Annotated in this window: 21 protein-coding genes; 17 read left to right on the top strand and 4 right to left on the bottom strand. The window is 40.3% G+C overall.

Features of this window, described 5'->3' with window-relative positions; translation table 11 throughout:
* Positions 1-42: 42 nt before the first annotated feature.
* Together H5119_RS16275 and H5119_RS16270 are read right to left on the bottom strand one after the other, a co-directional pair.
* A complete protein-coding gene (locus H5119_RS16275; RefSeq protein ID WP_077536773.1) occupies positions 43-330 on the bottom strand; it encodes a co-chaperone GroES in 288 nt (95 codons plus the stop codon).
* 109 nt (positions 331-439) lie between these two features.
* On the bottom strand, positions 440-916 hold the full coding sequence (locus H5119_RS16270) for an FxsA family protein (RefSeq protein ID WP_182702974.1): 477 nt from the start codon (positions 914-916) through the stop codon (positions 440-442).
* 177 nt (positions 917-1093) lie between these two features.
* On the opposite strand from H5119_RS16270, the gene cutA reads away from it, so the two are divergent.
* The 15 genes from cutA to H5119_RS16195 all read left to right on the top strand — a co-directional run bounded on the left by cutA (position 1094) and on the right by H5119_RS16195 (position 16774).
* Positions 1094-1414 carry a divalent-cation tolerance protein CutA gene (gene cutA / locus H5119_RS16265; protein ID WP_182702973.1) on the top strand — a complete coding sequence of 107 codons (321 nt, stop codon included), beginning with the start codon at positions 1094-1096 and terminating at the stop codon, positions 1412-1414.
* Positions 1414-3360, top strand: coding sequence for a protein-disulfide reductase DsbD (locus tag H5119_RS16260; RefSeq protein ID WP_182702972.1), 1947 nt, complete (start codon positions 1414-1416; stop codon positions 3358-3360). The genes cutA and H5119_RS16260 overlap by 1 nt, the downstream gene beginning before the upstream one ends.
* A 228-nt stretch (positions 3361-3588) precedes the next feature.
* Entirely contained in the window at positions 3589-4041 is a 453-nt protein-coding gene (aroQ, locus tag H5119_RS16255; RefSeq protein ID WP_182702971.1) for a type II 3-dehydroquinate dehydratase, read from the top strand.
* A gap of 41 nt (positions 4042-4082) precedes the next feature.
* Entirely contained in the window at positions 4083-4547 is a 465-nt protein-coding gene (gene accB, locus H5119_RS16250; protein ID WP_182702970.1) for an acetyl-CoA carboxylase biotin carboxyl carrier protein, read from the top strand.
* Positions 4548-4573: 26 nt separating this feature from the next.
* Entirely contained in the window at positions 4574-5914 is a 1341-nt protein-coding gene (gene accC, locus H5119_RS16245; RefSeq protein WP_077536779.1) for an acetyl-CoA carboxylase biotin carboxylase subunit, read from the top strand.
* A 126-nt stretch (positions 5915-6040) separates the two neighbouring features.
* Complete coding sequence (gene tsaE / locus H5119_RS16240; protein ID WP_182702969.1) at positions 6041-6511, top strand: tRNA (adenosine(37)-N6)-threonylcarbamoyltransferase complex ATPase subunit type 1 TsaE; 471 nt, start codon at positions 6041-6043, stop codon at positions 6509-6511.
* A gap of 24 nt (positions 6512-6535) precedes the next feature.
* Positions 6536-7879, top strand: a complete 1344-nt coding sequence (locus H5119_RS16235) for an N-acetylmuramoyl-L-alanine amidase (RefSeq protein ID WP_182702968.1) — start codon at positions 6536-6538, stop codon at positions 7877-7879.
* Positions 7880-7915: 36 nt separating this feature from the next.
* Positions 7916-9766: a DNA mismatch repair endonuclease MutL gene (mutL, locus tag H5119_RS16230; protein WP_182702967.1), complete on the top strand. Its 1851-nt coding sequence runs from the start codon at positions 7916-7918 to the stop codon at positions 9764-9766.
* Positions 9767-9776: 10 nt separating this feature from the next.
* Positions 9777-10694 carry a tRNA (adenosine(37)-N6)-dimethylallyltransferase MiaA gene (gene miaA, locus H5119_RS16225; protein WP_182702966.1) on the top strand — a complete coding sequence of 306 codons (918 nt, stop codon included), beginning with the start codon at positions 9777-9779 and terminating at the stop codon, positions 10692-10694.
* A gap of 79 nt (positions 10695-10773) precedes the next feature.
* The gene (gene hfq / locus H5119_RS16220; protein WP_077536783.1) at positions 10774-11037 is read left to right on the top strand and encodes an RNA chaperone Hfq; all 264 of its coding nucleotides are present in this window, start codon (positions 10774-10776) and stop codon (positions 11035-11037) included.
* Positions 11038-11053: 16 nt separating this feature from the next.
* Entirely contained in the window at positions 11054-12343 is a 1290-nt protein-coding gene (gene hflX / locus H5119_RS16215; RefSeq protein WP_077536784.1) for a ribosome rescue GTPase HflX, read from the top strand.
* Between the two features lie 100 nt (positions 12344-12443).
* Entirely contained in the window at positions 12444-13613 is a 1170-nt protein-coding gene (hflK, locus tag H5119_RS16210) for an FtsH protease activity modulator HflK (RefSeq protein ID WP_182702965.1), read from the top strand.
* A gap of 5 nt (positions 13614-13618) precedes the next feature.
* Positions 13619-14497, top strand: a complete 879-nt coding sequence (gene hflC, locus H5119_RS16205) for a protease modulator HflC (protein WP_182702964.1) — start codon at positions 13619-13621, stop codon at positions 14495-14497.
* A gap of 214 nt (positions 14498-14711) precedes the next feature.
* Complete coding sequence (locus tag H5119_RS16200; RefSeq protein ID WP_077536787.1) at positions 14712-16025, top strand: adenylosuccinate synthase; 1314 nt, start codon at positions 14712-14714, stop codon at positions 16023-16025.
* Between the two features lie 110 nt (positions 16026-16135).
* On the top strand, positions 16136-16774 hold the full coding sequence (locus H5119_RS16195) for a tetratricopeptide repeat protein (protein ID WP_182702963.1): 639 nt from the start codon (positions 16136-16138) through the stop codon (positions 16772-16774).
* 70 nt (positions 16775-16844) lie between these two features.
* Here the strand turns inward: H5119_RS16195 and H5119_RS16190 are convergent, their stop codons facing one another.
* On the bottom strand, positions 16845-18692 hold the full coding sequence (locus H5119_RS16190) for a sodium:proton antiporter (RefSeq protein WP_182702962.1): 1848 nt from the start codon (positions 18690-18692) through the stop codon (positions 16845-16847).
* 861 nt (positions 18693-19553) lie between these two features.
* Between H5119_RS16190 and proB the strand changes: the two genes are divergently transcribed.
* Positions 19554-20660, top strand: coding sequence for a glutamate 5-kinase (gene proB / locus H5119_RS16185; protein WP_182702961.1), 1107 nt, complete (start codon positions 19554-19556; stop codon positions 20658-20660).
* Positions 20657-21904, top strand: coding sequence for a glutamate-5-semialdehyde dehydrogenase (locus H5119_RS16180; protein ID WP_182702960.1), 1248 nt, complete (start codon positions 20657-20659; stop codon positions 21902-21904). The genes proB and H5119_RS16180 overlap by 4 nt, the downstream gene beginning before the upstream one ends.
* A gap of 229 nt (positions 21905-22133) precedes the next feature.
* On the opposite strand, the gene H5119_RS16175 is transcribed toward H5119_RS16180, so the two are convergent.
* Entirely contained in the window at positions 22134-24335 is a 2202-nt protein-coding gene (locus H5119_RS16175; RefSeq protein ID WP_182702982.1) for an EAL domain-containing protein, read from the bottom strand.
* Positions 24336-24670: the final 335 nt, after the last annotated feature.

The following is a 24670-nucleotide window of genomic DNA, read 5'->3' as shown; positions in this document are numbered from 1 at the left end:
AATTCCTCTAAATTCTTAAATGTTTATAAACGAAAAGTAGGTTTAGCCTACAATGCCTAAAATATTATCTTCACGCATGATCAGGTACTCTTGACCTTCGATCTTTTCAACTTTTTCAACATATGAGCCAAATAACACAGTGTCACCGGCTTTAACTTCTAACGCTCTCACGTCACCGTTTTCTAAAACGCGACCATTACCTACGGCTATAACTTCTCCGCGAGTTGACTTCTCAGCTGCAGAGCCAGTTAATACAATACCGCCAGCAGATTTTGTTTCTTCTTCTAGACGTTTAACGATTACGCGATCTTGTAAAGGACGAATGTTCATGTTTTTAGTTCTCCTAACAGTTTCTGAACAGTACAGAAAAAAGCTTTTCTAATTTGCATTCATTAATGGGGGTAGAGTGAAAAATTCCAAGAGAAAAAACGATAAATTTTTAATCTTTTCGCTCATATTCACCATCAATAGTTGTTGGCTGGTCCATTTGCTGCTGTTCACGCGGTGAATGTGGTTGTTGAGCAAACGGTGATGGCCCTTGTTGCATGCCTGCGCTCATTCTAACAGTTGCTTGGCTAGCAAGGCCTGCAGCCAATTTGTTACGAATAGCAGGGGTTAGTAATAGTAGTCCAAATACGTCAGTCATAATGCCAGGGGTAAGTAATAATACGCCCGCAATTACAACGCATATTCCGGTAAATAATTCTTTTGCTGGCATTTGCCCTTGCGCCATTTGCGTTTGCACATTCTGCAATGCGCCCATGCCTTGTGTCTTCACCATTTTGGCACCTAAAATAGCGGTAATAACAACCAGTGCAATTGTTGCAAACCCGCCGATTACGTCGCTTACTTGAATTAGTAAGGCGATTTCGATAATAGGCACGATGATAAACAACACAAATAAAAATCTAAACATAACGCTCTCTAAATAATGACACTCAAAAGAGTTGATGAAATATAAATGAGGGTGACGAGGTCTCTTTTCAAGGTTATGGCATCGCTATAGTTATTTTACTGTTATTTTAGCGTCTACACATTGTACCCTCTATCAGATACTATGAAGCTAGACACTGTTAAATAAGTAAGGTTCATAATGACTACGCAATTTAAACTGATTTTTACGACCTGCAAAGACGAAGCCGAGGCACGTACGCTCGCAAGGGCGTTAGTAGAGAAAAAACTCGCTGCTTGCGTAAATATCTTACCCAATGTGGGAGCTATTTATATGTGGGAAGGTGAAATAGCTGAAGCAATAGAAGCTAAATTACTTATAAAAACGAAATCAGACAAGATGAACGATGTGTTTTTAACCATAAAAGCAATGCACAGTTACGAAGTGCCGGAGATACAAGTTATTGATGTTGCAACCGGAAACTTAGCCTATTTTAATTGGATGGATGAGGTATTAAATTAATGCGTTTTTTCTTTTTATTGTTGGTAACCTTATTAGTTGTGCCTGTAAAGGCTGCGACTAATAATGTGCTTGGTAATTTATTAGGACCTCCTCAACATACTTTTTTGCCTGTAGAGCAAGCGTTTGTATTTGATTTTGACCAGCAAGGCAATACTTTGTTTGTGGGCTGGGATATAGCACCAGATTATTACCTGTATAAAAAGAAAATAGAAATCATTGCCAAAGGCGCAAACATTCAAGTGGGTGACTCTGGTAGTGGCGAAATTATTGAAGATGAATTTTTTGGTAAAACAGCAGTCTTTTTTAACGCTGTAAGTGTAATAAGTAAATTAAGTAATGTTACCGACGGTGCCGTAGTTAAAGTGCGTTACCAAGGCTGTGCTAAAGCAGGGCTTTGTTATCCGCCAGAAGTGATTAGTATTCCACTTAGTGTAATTAGTGACGCACAGATTAAGAATGTAGATCAAAATAGCGCTTCTGATAAAGCCGCAACAGCGCAAAGCACATTTGCAGCACTTAACGAGCCTGCCACTGAACCTACAACAAATTCAGGTAACACCGAAAAAGAACTTACTTTTACTGAGCAGTTGGCCAGTCAAAGTTTAATTACTAATTTATTAATATTTTTTATTTTAGGTGTTGGCCTTGCGTTTACACCGTGCGTATTCCCCATGTTCCCCATTTTGTCGAGCTTAATTGCAGGGCAAAAAAATCTTTCTACTAAAAAAGCCTTTGGGTTATCGTTTGTGTACATACAAGGTATGGCGGTTACTTACGCAGCGCTTGGGTTGGTTATTGCTGCATTGGGTGGTCACGTACAAGGTTATTTGCAACACCCCTATGTGCTTATCAGCTTTAGTTTATTGTTTGTTCTGCTTGCTATGTCGATGTTTGGTTGGTACGAAATAAAACTACCTAGCAGTATGATGAGTAAATTAACGCAGGTTAGTAATAATCAAAAAGGTGGAAATTACATTGGTGTATTTTTTATGGGTGTGCTTTCGGGTTTAATTGCATCACCTTGTACTACAGCGCCACTTTCGGCAACGCTATTATTTGTAGCGCAAAGTGGGGATTACTTAGTTGGAGGGTTAACTCTGTATGTGCTCAGTTTAGGCATGGGGTTACCATTATTATTGTTAGGCACATCTGGCGGAAAGCTGCTACCTAAAGCGGGCAGATGGATGGAGCAAGTTAAAACCTTGTTTGGTTTTGTAATGTTAATAGTGCCACTTATATTACTTGAGCGCTTAATCAGTGCTGACATTATATTATTAATGGCAGGCTTACTCGCATTAGCAACAGCACTATATTTGCATCATTGGCAAAGTGGTCAGATGCAAAGTAAATTAAAAACGGTTTTATGGTTTGCAGCAATACTGTCAGTTATTACAGGCTTTAATTTGGTCAAAGAGTATTTCTGGCCAACAACCCAGCCCAAAATACAATTATCTTTGCAGATTGCAGAGGTCAAAAAGGAAGTAAATGCGTTGCACCGTGAACTTGTAAAAATAACGGACGAAAATAATATTGTAAGTGCCCAGCAAGAAAAGGTGGTAGTGGCACCCATACTCGAAAAATTCAAGCACGTTGCTAACCTAGCAGAGCTTAAAGAGGCTGTTGCTGAGGCAAATAAGCAAGGCCGGCTGGTTATGGTCGATTTATATGCCGATTGGTGTGTGGCGTGTAAAGAGTTTGAGCATTACACCTTTCCAGATGCCAAAGTGCAAAGTGAGTTTAGCCATTATCAGCTTATTCAAATTGACTTAACTGAAAGTGATAATAAAACAATTGAGCTAATGGAAGAGTACACGGTGTTCGGTTTACCGAGTATTTTGTTTTTTAACACCGAAGGTAAAGAGCTAAGTACACAACGTGTAACGGGCTTTTTAAATGCTGAGGATTTTGCTAAACACCTCGCTACAGTGCGCGCTAGCGCACAATAATAGTGCAATAACGCCACTTGATTTAATCAAGTGGCGTATTCTGATTTCCTTCCTGATTTATTCCTATAGCACTGATTAGACCAGTATTTTGCTGCTATTTACGTCGAAATCACTATAATAGTTGGTTAACGTGAGAAATTGTTGCTACATTACTTTTTTTACTTACTTAAAAGTGAAAAATTAGTTAGTAACTGCTTAACTCATTACTTATAGGATATATCGCGTATTATGGCTGCAAAATTTAACTTTTTAGTTATAAATGGTCCAAATTTAAACATGCTGGGCAAACGTGAACCGGATAAATACGGTTTTCAGACGCTCAGTGAGATTATGAACGAACTAACCAGTGCAGCTGATAGTCTAGATGTTAAGTTAACGCATTTTCAAAGTAATAGTGAGCAAGCACTCATCGAACGAATACACGATGCTTGGCAAGCGGTTGATTGCATAATAATTAACCCAGCTGCATTTACGCATACTAGCGTCGCATTACGTGATGCACTGTTAAGTGTTGATATTCCGTTTTTTGAGGTGCATTTAAGTAATGTGCACGCACGTGAAGCGTTTCGCCATCATTCGTATTTTTCTGATGTGGCACAGGGCGTGGTATGTGGATTAGGCGCAATGGGTTATCACGCAGCATTAAATGCAGCAGTTAACCGGTTGCAAAATACAATTTAATTTAAATTAACACACAAACTAACTAATAGGCGGGTCGTGTAATGGATATTCGCAAGATAAAGAAGTTGATCGAATTAGTAGAAGAATCAGGTATCGCTGAGCTGGAAATTACTGAAGGTGAAGAATCAGTACGTATTAATCGTAACAATATGAGCGCAGGCCCAGGTTACCCGCAATTTGCTCCACAGCAATATGCACCAGCGCCAGTAGCCCCAGTTGCAGCGGCTCCCGTTGCAGTTGAAGCAGCACCAGTAGCATCGGCAGAACCTACGGGTCATCAGGTTAAATCACCAATGGTTGGCTCTTTTTATGCAGCGGCCTCTCCAGAAGCGCCAGCGTATGTAGAAGTAGGTCAGCAAGTTAAAGTTGGCGATACACTTTGTATCATCGAAGCTATGAAAATGATGAATCAAATTGAATCAGACAAAGCGGGTACAGTAAGAGCTATTTTAGCTGAAAATGGCGAGCCAATTGAATTTGATCAACCTCTATTCATAATTGAATAATAGCGTAACGTAAAAGGCCAACTCTAATGTTAGATAAAGTAGTCATTGCAAACCGAGGTGAAATTGCACTTCGTATATTGCGCGCCTGCAAAGAGCTTGGGATCAAAACGGTTGCTGTGCATTCAACGGCGGATCGCGATCTTAAGCATGTATTGCTTGCAGATGAAACCATCTGTATTGGTAGACCAGCAGCCACTGAAAGTTATTTAGATATTCCGCGCATTATTGCAGCGGCAGAAATAACTGATGCGGTCGCTATTCATCCAGGTTACGGTTTTCTTGCAGAAAACGCCGATTTTGCCGACCAAGTTGAGCAAAGTGGCTTTGTATTTATCGGTCCTACAGGCGACACTATTCGCCTTATGGGTGATAAAGTATCTGCTATCGCAGCAATGCGTAAAGCAGGCGTTCCATGTGTTCCAGGATCTGACGGTCCGGTATCAGATGATAAAGAACGCAACATGCAAATTGCTAAACGCATTGGTTACCCAGTAATCATCAAAGCCGCTGGTGGCGGTGGTGGTCGTGGTATGCGCGTTGTTCGCAGCGAAGCTGAACTTATTGATTCAATAGCCTTAACACAGCAAGAAGCTAAGCAGTTCTTTGGCAATGGTATGGTTTACATGGAGAAATTCCTTGAAAACCCACGTCATATTGAAGTTCAAGTATTAGCGGATGGCCAAGGTAATGCAGTACATTTAGGTGAACGTGATTGCTCAATGCAACGTCGTCACCAAAAAGTAGTTGAAGAAGCGCCAGCGCCAGGTATTACAGCTGAAACACGTAAATTTATTGGTGAACGCTGTACACGAGCATGCATTGAAATTGGTTACCGTGGTGCAGGTACGTTTGAGTTTTTATACGAAAACGGCGAGTTTTACTTCATTGAAATGAATACACGTATTCAGGTTGAACACCCTGTAACTGAAATGGTTACTGGTATCGACTTAATCAAAGAACAATTAAAGATTGCTGCGGGTCAGCCTTTATCGTTCACTCAAGACGACGTTGTTATTCGCGGTCATGCTATTGAGTGTCGTATTAATGCTGAAGATCCAGAAACGTTTATTCCGTCACCGGGTAAAATTACACGTTTTCATCCAGCTGGCGGGTTAGGTATTCGTTGGGACAGCCATATTTACGCTGACTACACGGTTCCACCACATTACGATTCTATGATTGGTAAGTTAATTACTTACGGTGAAAACCGTGACGTAGCCATTGCCCGTGCGCGCAATGCACTTAATGAACTTGTTATTGACGGAATTAAAACTAATACTCCTCTGCATAAGAGAATTCTTGCAGATGAGAACTTCCAAAATGGTGGTACGAACATCCACTATCTTGAGAAAAAACTAGGATTATAATTCTAGCGTTTTAAAGAACCGGCTTAGGCCGGTTTTTTTATGCCTGAAACTGCAATTTATCGCCTTAAATAAATATTCTGGTATGATTAGCAAACATACGCTTTTAAGTGAATTTTTGAGGTAGTAATGACGCGTAGTTTTGAATCACACCTAAATGATGAAGTAGCCACAGTCGCCATGGGAAACCAAGTTGCGGCTATTATAGAACAAGGTGCGGTGATTTATTTACACGGCGACTTAGGGGCTGGTAAAACAACCTTTACCCGTGGCGTTGTGCAAGGCTTTGGCCATGCAGGTAAGGTTAAAAGTCCGACATATACATTAGTAGAACCTTATGAGCTTGAACGAGCAAATGTTTATCATTTTGATTTATACCGTTTAGGCGATCCAGAAGAGCTCGAATACATGGGAATACGAGACTATTTTTCGGCAGATGCAATTTGTGTTGTTGAATGGCCTGAGAAGGGTGGCGAATTTATTCCTGTGCCTGATTTAGATATTACCCTAAGCTATGTGGGTAACGAACGTAAAATTGTTATTAATAGTGCGAGTGATCGCGGTATAGCAATTGTCGAAAAACTAAATAAAAAACAATAAAATAGTGAAGGCAGTAATTATCAAATGAGTCGAGCTGTAGTTAAACTCTTTATTTACCTTATGGTTATTACCATAAGCCTGCCGCTGTGGGCGAAAAATACTATTAATAGCGTACGTGTATGGCCATCTCCAGATAGTACGCGAGTGGTGTTTGATTTAAATGACAAGCCCGACTTTAGTTATTTTATGCTAAAAAATCCTAGTCGTTTGGTGGTGGATTTAGAAAACACCAACGAGTTAAAAATACTGCCAGGTGTCCCCCCAAAACACCAAATAGTAAGTAAGTTACGCTACTCAAAACCAAAAAATAAACAAAGTGTCCGGTTAGTTTTTGAGTTAAATGCCGCAGTGAAACCTGTGGTATTTGCGCTTGCGCCTACTGGGCCTTATAAAAATAGATTAGTTGTTGATTTATATAGTAAAAATAAAAGTATAGCTGTTACATCATCGACACAAATCGCGGCTAAAAATCGCCAATTAAGCCAAGAGCGCGATATTGTTATTGCGATTGACGCAGGTCATGGCGGTGAAGATCCCGGCTCTATCGGTCCATCAGGCACTTATGAAAAAACGGTCACACTACAAATCGCTAAACGCTTAGAACGTATGATTGATTCTGAGCAAGGAATGATTTCGCGCATGGTCCGAAGCGGCGACTATTTTGTAAAGCTCAACACTCGTACAAACCGTGCTCGTGAGAAAAAAGCCGACTTTTTTGTTTCTATTCATGCAGATGCATTTTCAAGCCCAGGTCCAAATGGTGCCTCCGTGTGGGTATTGTCGCTCAGGCGAGCAAACTCAGAAGTTGGTAAGTGGATTGAGGATCAAGAAAAACATTCAGAGCTATTAGGTGGTGCGGCCGATGTAATGAAAGATGCGGCTAACGAAAAGTACTTAGCGCAAGCATTGCTTGATATGTCGATGGATCACTCAATGAAAACAGGTTTGAGCGTGGCTGAAGTTATGGTAAAAGAGTTACGCAAAGTGGCGAAACTGCACAAAAAAGATCCACAACATGCGAGCTTTTCAGTATTAAAATCGCCAGACATTCCATCTATTTTGGTAGAAACAGGGTTTATATCTAATCCACGAGAAGAAAAACTGCTTAAAAGTGCGAATCATCAAGAGCGTTTAGCTAAAGCGATATTTACTGCGATTAAAACTTACTATTTAAAAAATCCACCCGATGACTCTCTGTTTGCTAAATTAAAGTCGCAGTATCCGACTAAGCATAAAGTGCGGCCAGGGGAGTCTTTAAGTATGTTGGCAAGTCGCTATGGCATTACAGTCAGTAAATTAAAGCAAGTTAACAAACTCACCTCTAGTACTTTATTTATTGGTCAAGAGCTCGACATACCGCAAAGTTAGACCTTATTGTCAGCGCAATGTTTGCTAGGAAATCTTATGAATATTGAAATATTACCCGCGCGTTTGGCTAACCAAATTGCCGCAGGTGAAGTAGTTGAACGCCCTGCGTCGGTAGTAAAAGAGCTTGTCGAAAATAGTTTAGATGCTGGCGCTACACGTATTCAGATAGATATAGAGCGCGGCGGTCATAAGCTTATTCGTATTCGCGATAATGGTTCTGGCATTAGTAAAGATGAACTAACGCTTGCGCTGTCTCGTCATGCAACCAGTAAATTAAAATCACTCGATGATCTTGAAAATATTTGCTCTCTTGGCTTTAGAGGAGAAGCGCTTGCCTCAATTAGCTCGGTATCGCGCTTAACGCTTAGCTCAAAACCTAAAGAGCAAGAAACGGCTTGGCAAGCATTTGCAGAAGGTCGTGATATGGCAGTGCAGATAAAGCCAGTTGCGCATCCCGATGGGACAACTATTGAGGTAAAAGATTTATTTTTTAATACCCCAGCACGCCGCAAATTTTTACGCACTGAAAAAACAGAATTTAGCCATATTGATGAACTTATAAAGCGTATTGCTCTTAGCCGTTTTGATGTATCGATTACACTGACTCATAACGAAAAGGTAGTTAGGCAGTACCGCGCTAAAACAGACCCAACACAAGCAATCGCACGTGTGGCACAAGTTGCCGGCAAGGCATTTGTAGAGCAAGGGTTACATATTCAATCAGGTGAGGGCGGTTTACAACTGCATGGTTGGGTGCTGCCAGTGGGCTCAGCAAATACCACTCAGTACACTTATGTAAATAATCGTATGATGCGCGACAAGCTTATTTTACATGCGATCCGCCAAGCATTCGAAGAGGTAAGTGGTACTCAAGAATTACCTGGATTTGTTATTTATATTGATATTGACCCGCGACAGGTTGATGTAAATGTTCATCCAGCTAAGCATGAAGTGCGTTTTCATCAAGGGCGCTTAATTCATGACTTTATACTACAAGCCATTAAGCAGGTCGTAGTGCCACTGCAAGGTGAGTTTACTAATGATGAACCAGCAAGCGCTGAGAATGAGGCTGCAGCTGCATTTATAGAGGCGGCGCATAGCTGTTCGAATAATGTGGAGGCAGAAGGGATATTTGATTACCCTAAATCGCAATTACAACCTGCTCAATCTAGGGGCGCTGATAAGACGTCATCAGGAGCTAGCCGTAGCGGCCATAGTGGCGCATATCGTGCGACACCAAGCACAAGCCACCATGATGTAAATGCGTTTTATCAAGGTGTTAGTGAGCAACATGCGGCGCATTTTGACAACGTAGCAAACATACCCGTAACACCGCAGCGGTTAGAGTCTGCGCATAATGTTTTAAAGGTTGTTTCAATTATCAGTGTTCATGACGGTGTATGTGTATTCAGTGCTGGGCAGCAATTGTATTGCTCACATTTTAAATATGCGTTAGTGGATGATTGGCATAATCAAATTAAAGAGCTTGGTAACTTGGAAGGAAAAGCCTTGTTGTTACCTGTGCGAGTCAATTTACCAAAAGAGGATTGCTTGGTGATAGAAGCGCAGCAATCATGGTTTACTTTACTTGGTTTTGAGCTCGTAATAGAAAAACAATTTGTAATGGTTAAAAAATTGCCTGCGTGCTTATATTTACTCGATGTAAGTACAGCGGTAGATGAGCTGCTTAATGCATGCAAAGCAGAGCTTGAAAATATAGATAACTGGTTGGAGTGGCAACTGAAATGCGTGCCAACTCGTTTTTATGCAAGCAATGCATTTTTAACGCAGCAGCTGCGCTTACAAAATAATCCGCAAACTATTGAACGTTTACGTCAAAAAGCAGTTAAAATAGAGCTAAATCACTATTTAACGCAATTAGATTAAGGTATTCGTGTTGAGTCATTTACCAGTCATATTTTTAATGGGTCCAACCGCTGCTGGAAAAACGGCGTTGGCAATTTCGCTGTGTGAACATTTAAATACAGAAATAATCAGCGTTGATTCAGCGTTAGTGTATAAGAGTATGGATATCGGCACCGCTAAACCAGATGCCGAAGAACTTGCTCGCGCACCACATCATTTAATTGACTTACTTGATCCGAGCGAAACGTATTCTGTGGCTGATTTTAGACGTGATGCAGTAAAAAAAATTGATGAATTTCACCAACAGGGTAAAGTACCTGTATTGGTTGGAGGTACGATGATGTACTTTAAGGCACTTATTGACGGTTTATCGCCACTTCCAGAGGCTGATCCGCTAATAAGAGCAGAGCTTGAAGCACAGGCTAAGCAATATGGTTGGCCGCACTTGTATCAAGAACTGGTAAAAATTGATCCACAAGCCGCTCAGAAAATGAGTGAGAATGATTCACAAAGAATTAATCGCGCTTTAGAGGTATACCGTATAACAGGTAAAACAATGACTGAATTGCAAAAGCAAAAACAGCCTGCTTTACCTTATACTTTTCATCAGTTTGCTATTGCACCGCAAGAGCGCAGTGAGTTACATGCTCGAATTGAAGAAAGGTTTAAAATAATGATAGAACAGGGGTTTGAAAATGAAGTTTCGACCCTATATCTACGTAAGGATTTGCACCCCAATATGCCTTCTATTCGTTGTGTAGGTTATAGACAAATGTGGGATTACCTTGCGGGTGAAATTGACCATGATGAAATGCTTTTTCGCGGTATCGCAGCTACACGTCAATTGGCTAAGCGTCAATTAACTTGGTTGAGAAGCTGGCCTGATGTCACTTGGTTAACAACAGGCGATGAAGAAAACTTGCATCGTGTAGTAAGTTCGCTAAGCTAGTAGTAGTTGAATTATTTAGCTTTGTTAAATAAGTTCAGCCACTTAATTATAATAACACCTAGAACGAAGGAATAATAACATGGCAAAAGGCCAATCGTTACAAGACCCATTTTTGAATGCACTACGTCGTGAGCGCATTCCAGTATCAATCTTTTTGGTTAATGGCATAAAATTACAAGGAAAAATTCAGTCATTTGATCAATTTGTTATTTTACTTGAAAACACTGTAAATCAAATGGTGTATAAACATGCAATTTCAACCGTTGTCCCTGCTCGTGCAGTCAACTTCCAAGGTGTGTTAGGGGATGACAACTCAGAAGAGCCAGAAGCTGGAAATGTTTAAATTAGGAGCGTAATATTTGTTTGACCGCTATGAATCCGGCGAGCAGGCAATTTTAGTCCATATCGACTTACCTAAAGAAGGAGATCGTGAAGATCTTCATGAATTAGAGATGTTGGTATCTTCTGCTGGTGTTAGTAGTTTGGCGGTTGTGCAAGGCAGCCGTCAAGCACCACATCCGAAACTATTCGTCGGTACCGGTAAAGCAGAAGAAATAGCTGAAATTGTAAAAATCCACAATGCAGATGTCGTTATTTTTAATCATCAACTTAGACCGTCACAAGAACGTAATTTAGAGCGTGTTTGTGAGTGCCGTGTCCTTGATAGAACGACACTAATTCTTGATATTTTTGCCCAACGTGCACGTACCCATGAAGGTAAGCTGCAGGTAGAGTTAGCACAACTTCGTCATATGTCGACTCGATTAATTCGAGGCTGGACCCACCTTGAACGCCAAAAAGGCGGGATTGGTTTACGTGGACCTGGGGAAACTCAGCTCGAAACTGATAGACGTTTATTGCGCGCGCGCATTCAAAATATTCGTGCGCGTTTAGCCAAAGTGGCAGTACAACGTGAACAGGGTAGGCGAGCTCGTACACGTAATGAAATACCTACCGTATCGTTAGTGGGATACACTAATGCGGGTAAATCAACGTTATTCAATCGAATTACAAACTCAGACGTGTACGCAGCCGATCAGTTATTTGCAACGCTCGATCCGACCCTACGTAAGCTTGAGTTAGGAGATGTTGGCCCCGTTATTTTAGCTGATACAGTAGGCTTTATTCGTCATTTGCCGCACGATTTAGTCGCTGCTTTTAAAGCAACACTTACTGAAACTCGTGAAGCTGACTTGCAACTACATGTGATTGACGCGGCAGACTCTCGTCTTCAAGAAAATATTGAACAAGTACAATCGGTGCTCAAAGAAATTGAAGCCGATGAAGTACCACAGCTATTAATTTATAATAAAATTGATGCGCTGGATAACGTAAGCCCACGTATTGATCGAGACGACGAAGGCCAACCTATAAGGGTATGGCTTAGCGCTCAAACTGGTGAAGGGTGTGAATTACTGAGCGAGGCTATTAGCGAGCTGCTCGCTAAGAAGATGTTTAACGAAACCTTATTTCTTACGCCATTGTATGGTCGTCTAAGGGCTGCATTATTTAGTTTAAACGCAGTACATGAAGAGCGATTTGATGAGCAAGGGAATTGGCTGCTAGATGTTAGAATGCCAATGGTTGAGTGGAATCGTTTAATTAAAGAATTTGGTCCTGAAATTGCTGGTTTTATCAGCCGTAATTAAAAATTGGCGTTTTAATGTCGGTTTTAGTATGAGAAACGCGGTAGATTTGTTAGATTTAACACAATTTCCTAATTTATTTAGATAACAATGGAGTATAGCTATGGCCTGGAATGAACCGGGTAATAATGGCAATGACAAAGATCCGTGGAATAATAAAGGCGGACGTGATCAAGGCCCACCTGATTTAGACGAGGTGTTCCGTAAGTTTAGTAACAAGTTCGGCGGCTTATTTGGCGGGAAAAAATCCGGCAATGGTAGCAGTGGTGGACTTGGCGGAGCCGGTATTTCATTCATACTCATTATCGCCGTTATTGTATGGGCGTTAAGTGGTATTTACACGGTTAAAGAAGCCGAGCGTGGTGTGGTTCTTCAGTTTGGTAAATATGACCGAATTGCGGATCCTGGTCTGCGCTGGAAAATGACCTTTATTGAAACAGTAACTCCAGTCGATATTGAAGCAGTTCGTTCATTATCAGCTTCTGGTTTTATGTTAACCGAAGACGAAAACGTGGTAAGCGTTGAGTTTCAGGTTCAATATCGTGTTATTGACCCATATCTTTACCTATTTAGCGTAACCAATGCTGACAGTAGTTTAGAAGAAGCGCTAGACAGTGCGCTGCGTTATGTAGTTGGTCATGCAAAAATGGACCAAGTATTGACTAATGGACGTGAAGTTGTTCGTCAAAGCACTTGGGATGAGCTTAATAAAATTATTGAACCGTATAACTTAGGCTTAATAGTGACTGACGTGAACTTTAAAGATTCTCGTCCGCCGACTGAAGTTAAAGATGCATTTGATGACGCGATTGCGGCACAAGAAGATGAAGAGCGTTTCATCCGTGAAGCAGAAGCCTATGCCCGTGAAATTGAACCACGTGCTCGTGGTCAAGTAACACGTATGACCCAAGAAGCTGAAGGTTACCAAGAGCGTATTACACTCGAAGCACAAGGTGAGGTAGCTCGCTTTGAAAAGCTATTACCTGAATATCAAGCGGCTAAAGAAGTTACCCGTGAGCGCTTATACATTGATGCAATGGAAGAAGTGTTAGGTAGCAGCTCTAAAGTATTGGTTGATGTGAAAGGCGGCAATAATATGATTTATTTACCTCTTGATAAAATCATGGACAAGCAAGGAACGTCAACACGTGTTGCACTGCCAAGCTCAAGTGATATTCAAGATTTACGAAATAAAGTAAATACGTCACGCAATAGCTCTGTTAATAGTGGTAATGACCGCTTTAACAATGATCGCTTCAATGATGGGAGATAATCATAATGAAAAACTTTAGTTTAGTAATACTATTAGCTGCCATTGTTTTGTCTTTCTCAGTGGTATTTGTTGTACCTGAAGGACAAAAAGCAATTGTAATGTTGTTTAGCAAAGTACAAAAAGACAACGACGATCAAGCGGTTGTTTATGGCCCAGGCCTGCATTTGAAAGTGCCATTTTTTAGTCAAGTACGTCGCATTGATGCACGTATTCAAACATTAGATGGGGCACCTGACCGCTTTGTTACCAGTGAGAAAAAAGACTTAATTGTTGATTCGTTCGTAAAATGGCGTGTTAACGACTTTAGTGCTTTTTACTTGCGTGCTCGTGGCGATAAGCAATATGCTGAAACGCTACTTAAGCAAAAAGTAAACAACGGTCTTCGTACAAACTTTGGTACACGTACAATTCGTGAAATTGTATCGGGTGAGCGTAGTGAGTTAATGGAAGAGGCGTTAGTACAAGCTTCTGAAAGCGCACGTGAACTTGGTATTGAAGTATTAGATGTACGTGTTAAGCAAATCAACTTGCCACAAGAAGTAAGTAGCTCTATTTATCAACGTATGCGCGCTGAGCGTACTGCGGTTGCTAAAGAGCATCGTTCTGAGGGTCAAGAAAAAGCTGAGACTATTCGTGCCGGTGTTGATCGCCGCGTAACAGTAATGCTTGCTGATGCAGAGCGTAATGCACGTTCTGTTCGAGGTCAAGGTGATGCTGATGCCGCAGGTATCTACGCTAATGCGTATAATAAAGACCCTGAGTTCTTCAGTTTTGTACGTTCGCTTGAAGCTTACAAAAAGACGTTTAAAAATAAGCAAGACGTTATGGTGCTTTCACCAGATAGCGACTTCTTCCAGTATATGAAAGGCGCAAAAGCTCAATAAATTTTACGCTAATTATTTAAAAACTAAAAAGCCCTGCATTTGCGGGGCTTTTTGTTGAATGTAATTTGATGCTTTAAATCACTGTTATTCATGTGGTTATATGATGATATTTGGATATAACAATTGTACGCAGAAAAAATAAGCTGAACAGGGGTGATCTTTACTTTAGTTTTCTGGTAAAATCTCGTCCTAATTTTCTCTAAGTGAATTTACGATGGGTAAAAACGTTGTTGTATTAGGCACCCAATGGGGTGACGAAGGAAAGGGTAAGGTAGTTGATCTCCTTACAGACAAAGCATCTTTAGTAGTTCGTTATCAAGGTGGCCACAATGCGGGTCATACTTTAGTTATCGAAGGTGAAAAGACGGTTCTACACCTTATTCCATCGGGTGTATTACGTGACAATGTTAAATGTGTGATTGGTAATGGTGTAGTTTTATCGCCAGAAGCGCTAATGAGAGAAATTGGCATGCTTGAAGAACGTGGCGTACCAGTACGCGAGCGTCTTCTTATAAGCGAAGCATGTCCGCTAATCTTGCCTTTCCATGTTGCATTAGATGTAGCCCGTGAAACTGCACGTGGCGATAAGCCAATTGGTACGACTGGTCGTGGTATCGGTCCTGCGTACGAAGATAAAGTTGCGCGCCGTGGTTTACGCGTAGGCGATTTATTTAATCCTGAATTATTTGCAGCTAAATTAAAAGAAGTTCTTGAGTACCATAACTTCACTTTAGTTAACTACTACAAAGTAGACGCTGTAGATTTCCAAAAAACGTTTGATGATGCAATGGCTGTTGCTGATATCTTAAAAGCAATGGTTGTCGATGTAACTGAGCTTTTAGATCAAACGCGTTTAGCAGGCGAAAATATTTTGTTTGAAGGTGCACAAGGTACATTACTTGATATTGATCATGGTACTTACCCTTATGTAACATCTTCAAACACTACCGCTGGTGGCGTTGCGACTGGTGCTGGTTTTGGCCCTTTAAACCTTGATTACGTTTTAGGTATTATTAAAGCGTACACGACACGTGTTGGTTCAGGCCCTTTCCCTACAGAGCTTTACGATGGTCTTGATAAACAAGATCCAGTAGGTAAGCACTTAGGCGATAAAGGTCATGAATTTGGCGCAACAACAGGTCGACTTCGTCGTACTGGTTGGTTAGATGCAGTCGCTATGCGTCGTGCGGTTCAAATCAACAGTATCTCAGGTTTTTGTTTAACTAAGCTTGATGTTTTAGATGGCTTAGAAACACTTAAAATCTGTACTGGTTATAAGCTTGAAGATGGCACAGTTACTAACGTAACGCCATTAGCAGCTGAAGGTTACGATAAAGTAACGCCAGTATACGAAGAAATGCCAGGTTGGTCAGAGAACACTGTTGGTGTAACTACACTTGAAGGCTTACCAAAAGCTGCGATTGACTACATCAAGCGTATTGAAGAAATTACTGGTGTTCCAATTGATATTATTTCTACAGGTCCAGATCGCGTAGAAACTATGGTACTTCGCAACCCGTTTGTGTAATTACTATTAGCCAAAAGAAGCTGCCTAGTGCAGCTTTTTTTATGCCTAAAATTCACCTTGGAACGATCTTTGTATATTATTTAATAAGTTTATTTTTATAAGTGGTGAACATGCGTTTATTTTCTCGTAATTGCGTATTAACGTTTTCGTTAATCTCGCTGTCTTTATTGATAATACCCAATGGCTTAGCAGAAGAAACGTCCGCCGCAGTGCCTTTATACACAGAGCCAGAGCTAATTGCGTTGATCAATAAAAATACACATTTAGCTCGCGTTAAGGCAGATGATTGCCAGCTAGTGCAAGATATAGAGGCACGAGCCAATAAAATGGCATTGCCGTCTTATCAGTTTTTGTATGGCGATATGCTGGCTTATAACGTATGTGTTGACCGAAACGTAGAGTTAGGTGTCTATTACATGCGAAAAGCTGCTGAGCAGGGTTTAGCGGCAGCGCTAGAGCAGTTAGGGCGTTACTACGACACTGGGCGTTTAGTTCAGCAAGATAAAGCAATGGCAATTACGTATTTGCGTGAAGCATCGTCGCAAGGCAATCTAAAAGCACAACTACGTTTAGTTAAATTATTTAATGATGGCTATGGCAGCCCGCGTGATTTTGAAGATGCATACCGCTGGCTATTTAGTTCTATGGTGGCGGATAAAGCGACTCATAAAAAAATTGAGCTAGCATTGACTAAGTTAGCGCAAAAAATGCCAGATAGTGTGGTTGCGAGAGCTCGTCTTCCTATTTAATGGCCCTTAAAAAACAAAACCCTAACTTCTTAAGTTAGGGTTTTTGAGTTTTTACAGGTAGTAGAAGTGTTTAACTTTCTTCTTTAACCTTTATTTGCGGGTCTTTTAAAACCGACATTTTAGGCGGCTGTAATGCAACAACACGCTCGCCTTCTTGCGGCGGTTTTTCCATGTTAATAGTAAAAGGTCTTAGCTTAATAGGTGTATCTTCGTCGCTATCTTTATCACCTTTAAGAATAAATAAAGGGATAGCTTCTGGGTTCATTTCTAAATATTGCTCCCAGCTAAACTCATCAGAGATACGCGTTGCGCTCACCTTTCCACCTTTGGCAATAATACTACTCAAACGTGCATATGAACCTTCATCCCCAAACAGTATTTGTCTAGATAAAAATGTTGCGCTATCTTTATTTGCTTTTGCGTGCGACGTTGATGAGCGTAGCGAAAATACATTTTTTTCATTAAGTAAGTGAGAAAAGTATTGAACACCTAACGCGTTATGGTGGCGATTAGGTGATAACGCTAAGACACTGCGAATCGTTGTTAGTGGCAAATAGCGCTCAGCATGTTCTGATTGTGGATTACCGTAATAACAAGCTAGGCCATCCATACGAGCCATTCTGCAGTTCTCCCATGCTGGATCTGAAAGGTGAACCGGAATATTTTGCTCTTGTAAACCACGGCCGATTGCACGTGAGACATGGTTGGCACCAATAATTAATATAGTATTTGGTGACGGTTGACGTACACCCAATAACTTAGCAACAGGAATAGCGGTTAAGCTCTGTAGTACAACGGTAATAATGATCACTGTAAATATGAGTGGCACCATTTTTGCAGCATCAGCAACGCCAGCTTCCATCATACTTAATGCGAATACAGACCCCACAGCAGCGGCAACAATACCCCTAGGGGCAATCCAAGCAAGCACTAAGCGAGACTTCATTGGTAGCTCAGTGCCATAGGTAGAAATAGCAATACACAATGGGCGAGCAACAAAAAGCACTATCGCTAAAAATATAAATACATCACTGTCGAGCATCATTAAATCAGAAAGCTGCAACCGAGCTGCAAGTAGAATAAATAATGTTGAAATTAAAATCATCGATAAGTCTTCTTTAAACTCAAGGACGGAATCAATTTCTAAATCATCTTGATTAGCAAGCCAAATGCCAAATACAGTCACTGCTAATAGGCCAGATTCATGACTTAAATAGTTTGATATCGAAAAGCTAACAAGCACTAGTGCTAAAATACCAAATTTATGTAGCTCAAATGGGAGCCATTCGCGTCGCATTAACAGTGTTGTTAGCCAGCCAGCGGCAACACCAATACTTAAACCAACACCCAGTGTTTTAATTAGAGCGATAATAGTATGGCTAAGTACTTCTCCCTGACCTACGAGCATGACGGCTTCAAATACTAATACCGCAAATAATGCACCAATTGGGTCAATTACAATACCCTCCCAGCGAAGTATTCGATCTATATCCTGTGTTGGTCGCATTGAATTTAGCAGTGGTGCTATAACGGTAGGACCTGTTACAACAAGTACAGCACCTAGCACTGCTGCTACGCGCCAATTAAGCTCAAGCAGCCAATAAGCACTTAGGCTTATAATAATACAAGTAACTAGCATGCCAATTGAGCAAAGGTTTCTTACCACTTTGCCAATACCTTTTAGCTCCCTAAAATGCAGGGTGAGTGATCCCTCAAATAAAATGATTGCAACGCTTAGTGATACAACCGGAAAGAGTAAATCACCTAAAAGCGCATCAGGATCTAAAACACCACTAAATGGTCCAAGTAAAAGACCAGTGAGCAATAAAAAGAGGATAGCGGGTACTCTAAAAGCCCACGCGACCCATTGGGCAAGCACAGAGCAGAGTGCGATACCGGCTATGTAAATTGCTGACATAGATTAAGAATTCCTTATTTGAGACGATATATTTTAAAAGTATAACTTTTGTTAATTATTAATACAGGGGTATACACGGGAAATTAAAATATTACTAATCAATTTTAGCTGCTTATAAAAAATTAGTCGGTTTTAATTACAGTGATTAAGGGTGAATACCTTATAAATCCCTAGCAGGCCTATTTATCTAATTGATTTATATGTTAAATAACAGTTTAGATGGCAATACATAATAGACTTGTTTGAATTTTAGCCTTGAACTCAGTGCGTAATATAGCGTATTATACTTCGAGTTCGAATTATTAGTTATCTAATTAAGATTGCAGGATTAAATAATTGAGTGTTAATCTTATGCTCATATTCATTATGTATAATGCTGTTTTAAATACTTAATTAGTATTGGAACGTTAAAATATCATTTACCGAACTATTTGGTATGGTTTTGCTAAACAAGTTTGTTTATTTAATTAAACAAATAAAGGTTTGAGTTGAACTATTGCCTTTCAATATTTAATCCCCATCGTGGCGATTAAATCTCGGTCCTTAAGTCTTCACCCTATCTGTTGGTGTATCAGACTCTAGAGGCTCTATGTATGTTGTTAATAAAAAAGCCACACACAGCTTTTTACAGCGATGCATAAACAACACTTTTTAAACTTTCTTACTAGTGCAACTCATAAACTGAGCTGTATCTATTTTATTTCTGAGCTTAAATTTAAAACAATGTTTTAGATTTTGCCTACTTGTGTGTGTTTAAAAGCGTTTTGAATGATAAATAAATCCGAAGCTATGTTTTGTACCTAGCTACTTAGTTTTAGCTCACCAATAGTGGGCACATATAAAATGGAAAGTTGAGCATTTATGCAAAAGTTAAATTGGCGACGCATTGTACTTAAAGTAGGCAGCGCTTTAATCGCACCAGATCAAGATGGTTGCCGTTCACGTTATATATTAACCATCGCACAGTTTATCGTTCGTTGTCGTGCCCGTGGTATTGAAGTGATTTTAGTTTCTTCTGGCTCGGTAGCTGCTGGCTCACACTTATTCCCATCTGATAAGCCTCGCTCGGTTGTCATGAAAAAAGCAATGGCGGCGGCAGGTCAAACGGAAATGATAGCTGTGTGGGATCGCTTCTTCGATTTTCCATCAGCGCAATTGTTATTAACGCATGGTGATTTACGAGACCATGAACGCTACCAAAGTATTCGAGAAACAGTATTTACTTTACTTGAGCACGGTATATTACCAATCATCAATGAAAACGACGCTGTAACGACAGACGATCTTAAAGTGGGTGACAATGATAATCTATCTGCAATGGTTGCCGCCGCCGCTGATGCCGACGCGCTACTAATCTTTTCGGACGTTGATGGGTTATACGATAAAAATCCTAACTTACACCAAGACGCCACTTTATTACCTGAAATAAAATCAATTGATGAATCTATTTATGCTATGGCAGGATGTGCTACAAGTGCTGTAGGCACAGGTGGTATGAAAACTAAAATAGAAGCGGCTGAAAAAGCAACATCGCACGGCATAGCAACCTATATTATTAATGGGTTTAAAGAAGAAACTTTTACTCGGCTACTCGCGGGCGAAAATCCTGGCACCATCTTTTTGCCTTACGAAAAGCCGATGCAAGATTCGGTACATTGGATGACGCACACAGCAAACGAGCAAGGTGAAGTTGTTGTTGACGGGTCGTTTGATGAATCGCTTGAAGGTGAAACCGGATGTATTCGCGGTGATGAGATAGTTGAAGTGCATGGTGAATTTGCTATCGGTGACACTATTTTAGTCCGTAGTGAAGACGGTACGCGTTTAGCGAAGGCGACCGCGAATTATAGTAGCTGTTTGTTAAACTTTATTGCAGACAACGAACAGAGTGAATTCAGCGAAAAAATGCAGGATTCAATTGGACCAGTTATATCTGAAAAACATATCGCACTATTGGAGAAATCATGAGTTTAATTACGGACATTTCACGTCAAGCAGCTAAAGCTGCCCATACACTTGCTTTACTCGATACCGAGACTAAAAACAAAGTATTAGTTGAAATGGCAGCGGCACTAAGAGAGCAAAAAGCATTTATAATAAAAGAAAATGAAAGTGATTTAAGCGCAGCACGCGACAATAACTTAGCAGCTTCAATGATTGACCGTTTAACGCTAAACGATGAGCGTATAGAAGCAATGGCAGAAGGTATTGAAGTTATTGTTAGCCTTGATGATCCTGTCGGGCAGTTACGCGATATTACTGAGCGTCCAAATGGTATCAAAATTCGTAAAATGCGTGTCCCTCTTGGTGTTGTATGTATGATTTATGAAGCCCGCCCAAATGTAACGGCCGATGCGGGTGCACTTTGTTTTAAATCAGGTAACGGCGTAATTTTACGTGGCGGTAAAGAAGCACTTAAAAGCTCGCAAGCTATCGCAAGTGTAATGCATAGTGTGCTTGAAAAGCATAACCTACCAGTATCACTTATTTCAGTGATTCCAGATCCAGACCGTGCGTTATTAATGGAATTAATGCAGCAACGTGAAAGCATTGATTTAATCATTCCACGTGGCGGCGAAGGCTTAATCAACTTTGTTACTGAAAATAGTACGATTCCTGTAATTCAGCACTACAAAGGTGTTTGTCATCTTTACGTAGATAAAGATGCAGACCTAGAAGTTGCGCTTAACTTACTACTTAATGGCAAAACGCAGCGTACTGGTGTTTGTAATGCACTAGAGGGCTTGGTTGTTCACCAAGATGTTGCTGATGAGTTTTTAAATCTGTGCGCAGTAGTATTGCGACAAGAAGGCGTGAAAGTAAATGCTGATAGCTTTGCGGCTAAATATTTTGATAACGCAACCGTGCTAGCGGACGATGAATTTGGTGAAGAGTATTTAGATTTAGAGATTGCCATCCGCGTGGTGCCTAATTTTGCAGCCGCAGTTGAGCATATTGCACAATTTGGCTCAAACCATACAGAGGTTATTTGTACTAAAAATCAAACAGCCGCAGAGTTATTTCAACGCAGTGTAGATGCTTCTGTTGTTATGGCTAATGCCTCTTCACGCTTCTCTGATGGTTCACAGTTAGGTTTAGGTGCAGAGATTGGTATAGCAACATCTAAGCTTCACGCATATGGCCCTATGGGTCTTGAATCACTTACTACTGAAAAGTACTTAGTGAATGGTGAAGGTCAAGTCCGCGAATAAGCTAACTAACCTAAACACTGGATAATAAATCCATCTCAAGCAGCTATTTTCAGCGCTAACTATGTTGAATTTACCGAAACCTCTGCCTAGAGAAAAATAAATTTAAATATCATTATAATTCAATATATTAGTAAATCTCTTAAGTAGAGTTCAGGTTAACTATATAAAACAATAAAGCCGAGCATAGCTCGGCTTTATTGTTTTAGCTTCGAAATGACTCGCAACACCGTTAGTTATTTATTTTTTTAAGCCATTCGCTTGCAGGTTCTGGCTTATGTAAATGATAACCCTGCAGGATAACTTGAGGATACTCTTGTAATAAATCAAAGTGAGATTGATTTTCCACCCCTTCAGCCACAACATCTAGTTGAAATAACTTTCCTAAACTGACTATCATATCAATAATTAATTTATCGTTATTATCCTTCGGTGCATCAAAAACGAATGATCTATCTATTTTTAATTCTTGGATCGGTAACTGTTTTAGATAAGTAAGACTAGAATAACCAGTGCCAAAATCATCTATTGATACACGCACACCTAGGTTTTTTAATAATTGCACCGCTTCGATTGCTGATTCAATATTATTTAACAGCGTGCCTTCAATGATTTCTATTGTTAATTGGTTCGGCTGTATCTTGTAGCTATCTAGTTGCGTTTTTAATAGCGATAAAAAACGCGGTTCATGGAAATGTCGACCACTAATATTTACAGATACACTTAGTGCTGCATGGCGTTTATCTAACTTTTTAATCAACGATAAAGCATTTTTAAGTACCCAACAATCTAGGTCATAAATGATGTCTGACTCTTCAGCAATAGGAATAAACTCCGCTGGGCTAATAAACCCTTTCTGAGGATGGATCCAACGCAATAATACCTCACCGCCTTTTAGTATTTGCTGACTATTAAATTGTGATTGTACATAAAGGGTAAACTCATTTTGTGAAATAGCTTTGCGTAAATCTTGTTCAATTTCAAATCGGCGTTTAGCTTGCTCACCAAACGAATTATCAAAAAAAGTAACGCGGTTTCCGCCTTTCTCTTTCGCTTTATAACAGGCGGCTTCGCAGTTTCTTATGGTTTCAATTGCACTTTCCCACTTGTCTTCACGAGGAAAAATATACGTGCCGATGCTTATGGTAATACTGATTTTTTGGCCGTCAATTATAAAAGGCTCATTAATCGCACTTAATAATTTTTGGGCCTTATGCTCAGCTATTTCTTGAGTTCTTAGGCGACCAACACCTTTCTCAACACTGCTCAGCGCTGAAAACCCATCACTGCCTAAACGTGCTATAACATCTTTTTTACCAAGCTTATTGTGAATGCGCTTTGCAAGTTCTTTTAAAACTTTATCGCCTGCTAACAAGCCTAGTCCATCGTTGATGGAGCGAAAGCTGTCAATATCTATAATATAAATATAAGCATAGTTATTATTTAAAGAGCAATTTTGTAGTTGTTGCTCTAACTGCTTTAAAAAGCCATTTCTATTTGGTAACGCTGTTAGCTCGTCGTGCCATGTAAGATAGTCAATGCGTTCCTGTGTTATTTTTAAACTTGAAATATCGCTAAAAACAGCAATGAAATGAACTTTAGTGTCTTGTTCGCTCTTTACCATACTAAGCGTTAATAGCTCAGGGTATAGCTCACCATTTTTTCGCCTCGTAACAAGTTCGCCACTCCAATAGCCGGCCTTATTAGCATGCTGCCATACATCACTAAAGCTAACGCCTAGTTGATTATTTTGCTTTAGCTCATGCAATTGCGTGTTGAGAGCTTCTGTTTCAGTAAACCCTGTAATGCGGCAAAAAGAAGGATTAACAGCGATAATACTGCCTAGTGAATCAGTTATAACAACGCCATCTGCAGTGCCGGTAAGAGCTTGGTAAAATAACTTTTGCTTTGAAGATAGCAGTTTTAACTCTTCTTCTCGCTTGCTTAACTCAAGAGCAAGTGCTTCTATTTCAAGTAGTTTATCGTGTAAGTCGAAATTTTTTTCGATGAGTCTATCAAGCATCCCTTGCGATGTTATATGGGTGCGAACCCTTGCCCTGACTAACGCAAGTTTGTAAGGCTTATGGATATAATCAATAGCGCCTAGCTCAAAACCATACTCTTCAGAGTCCTCGGTTGTAAGTGCTGAAACAAAAATAACAGGAATACCTTTAGTACTTTGTCTTGATTTAAGTGTTTTACATACTTCGTATCCATCCATGCCTGGCATCATAATATCAAGTAGGATCAAATCGGGGCGAGTAGATTCTACAAAAGCTAAAGCTTGTTCACCGCTGGTAGATACTCTGATGTCGTAATCGGTAAGTAGCCCCTCCACCAAAACATGAAGGTTATTGGGTTCATCATCAACAATAAGTACTAAAGGTTTGTGCTTACTGCTGCCATACTCATTTGTTTTTTTTGCCAAGTACATCGAATGCACACTCAATCCTTTTGATGATAATTACTATATAATTTAGCTTAGTTCTTTGTTATTGGCTAGGGCGTGTTGACCTTTCGTGATTGATTTTGCAGCAGACTGTTTGGTATTTAGGCAAGGCAGAGCCTATGTAGTGTGGTTGTTCCCCATAAATAGGCGATAACGCAGCATAAATGGCAAGCATGCGCTGCTCTTTGGGTTCTTTCTAGGGACGATTAACTCTTTGTTGCTCGGTTTTTACTTATTCTTACAGGGATGTAAGCCATTAGAGTAACGCAGGAGCAGTTACCGAGCCCACTCGATTACAAACCTCGCGCCGCGATTAAATC

This window comes from Pseudoalteromonas sp. SG45-5 (assembly GCF_014164085.1).
In the GTDB taxonomy this organism is placed as follows: domain Bacteria; phylum Pseudomonadota; class Gammaproteobacteria; order Enterobacterales; family Alteromonadaceae; genus Pseudoalteromonas; species Pseudoalteromonas aliena.
This window is presented reverse-complemented; position numbering and strand designations above follow the sequence as displayed.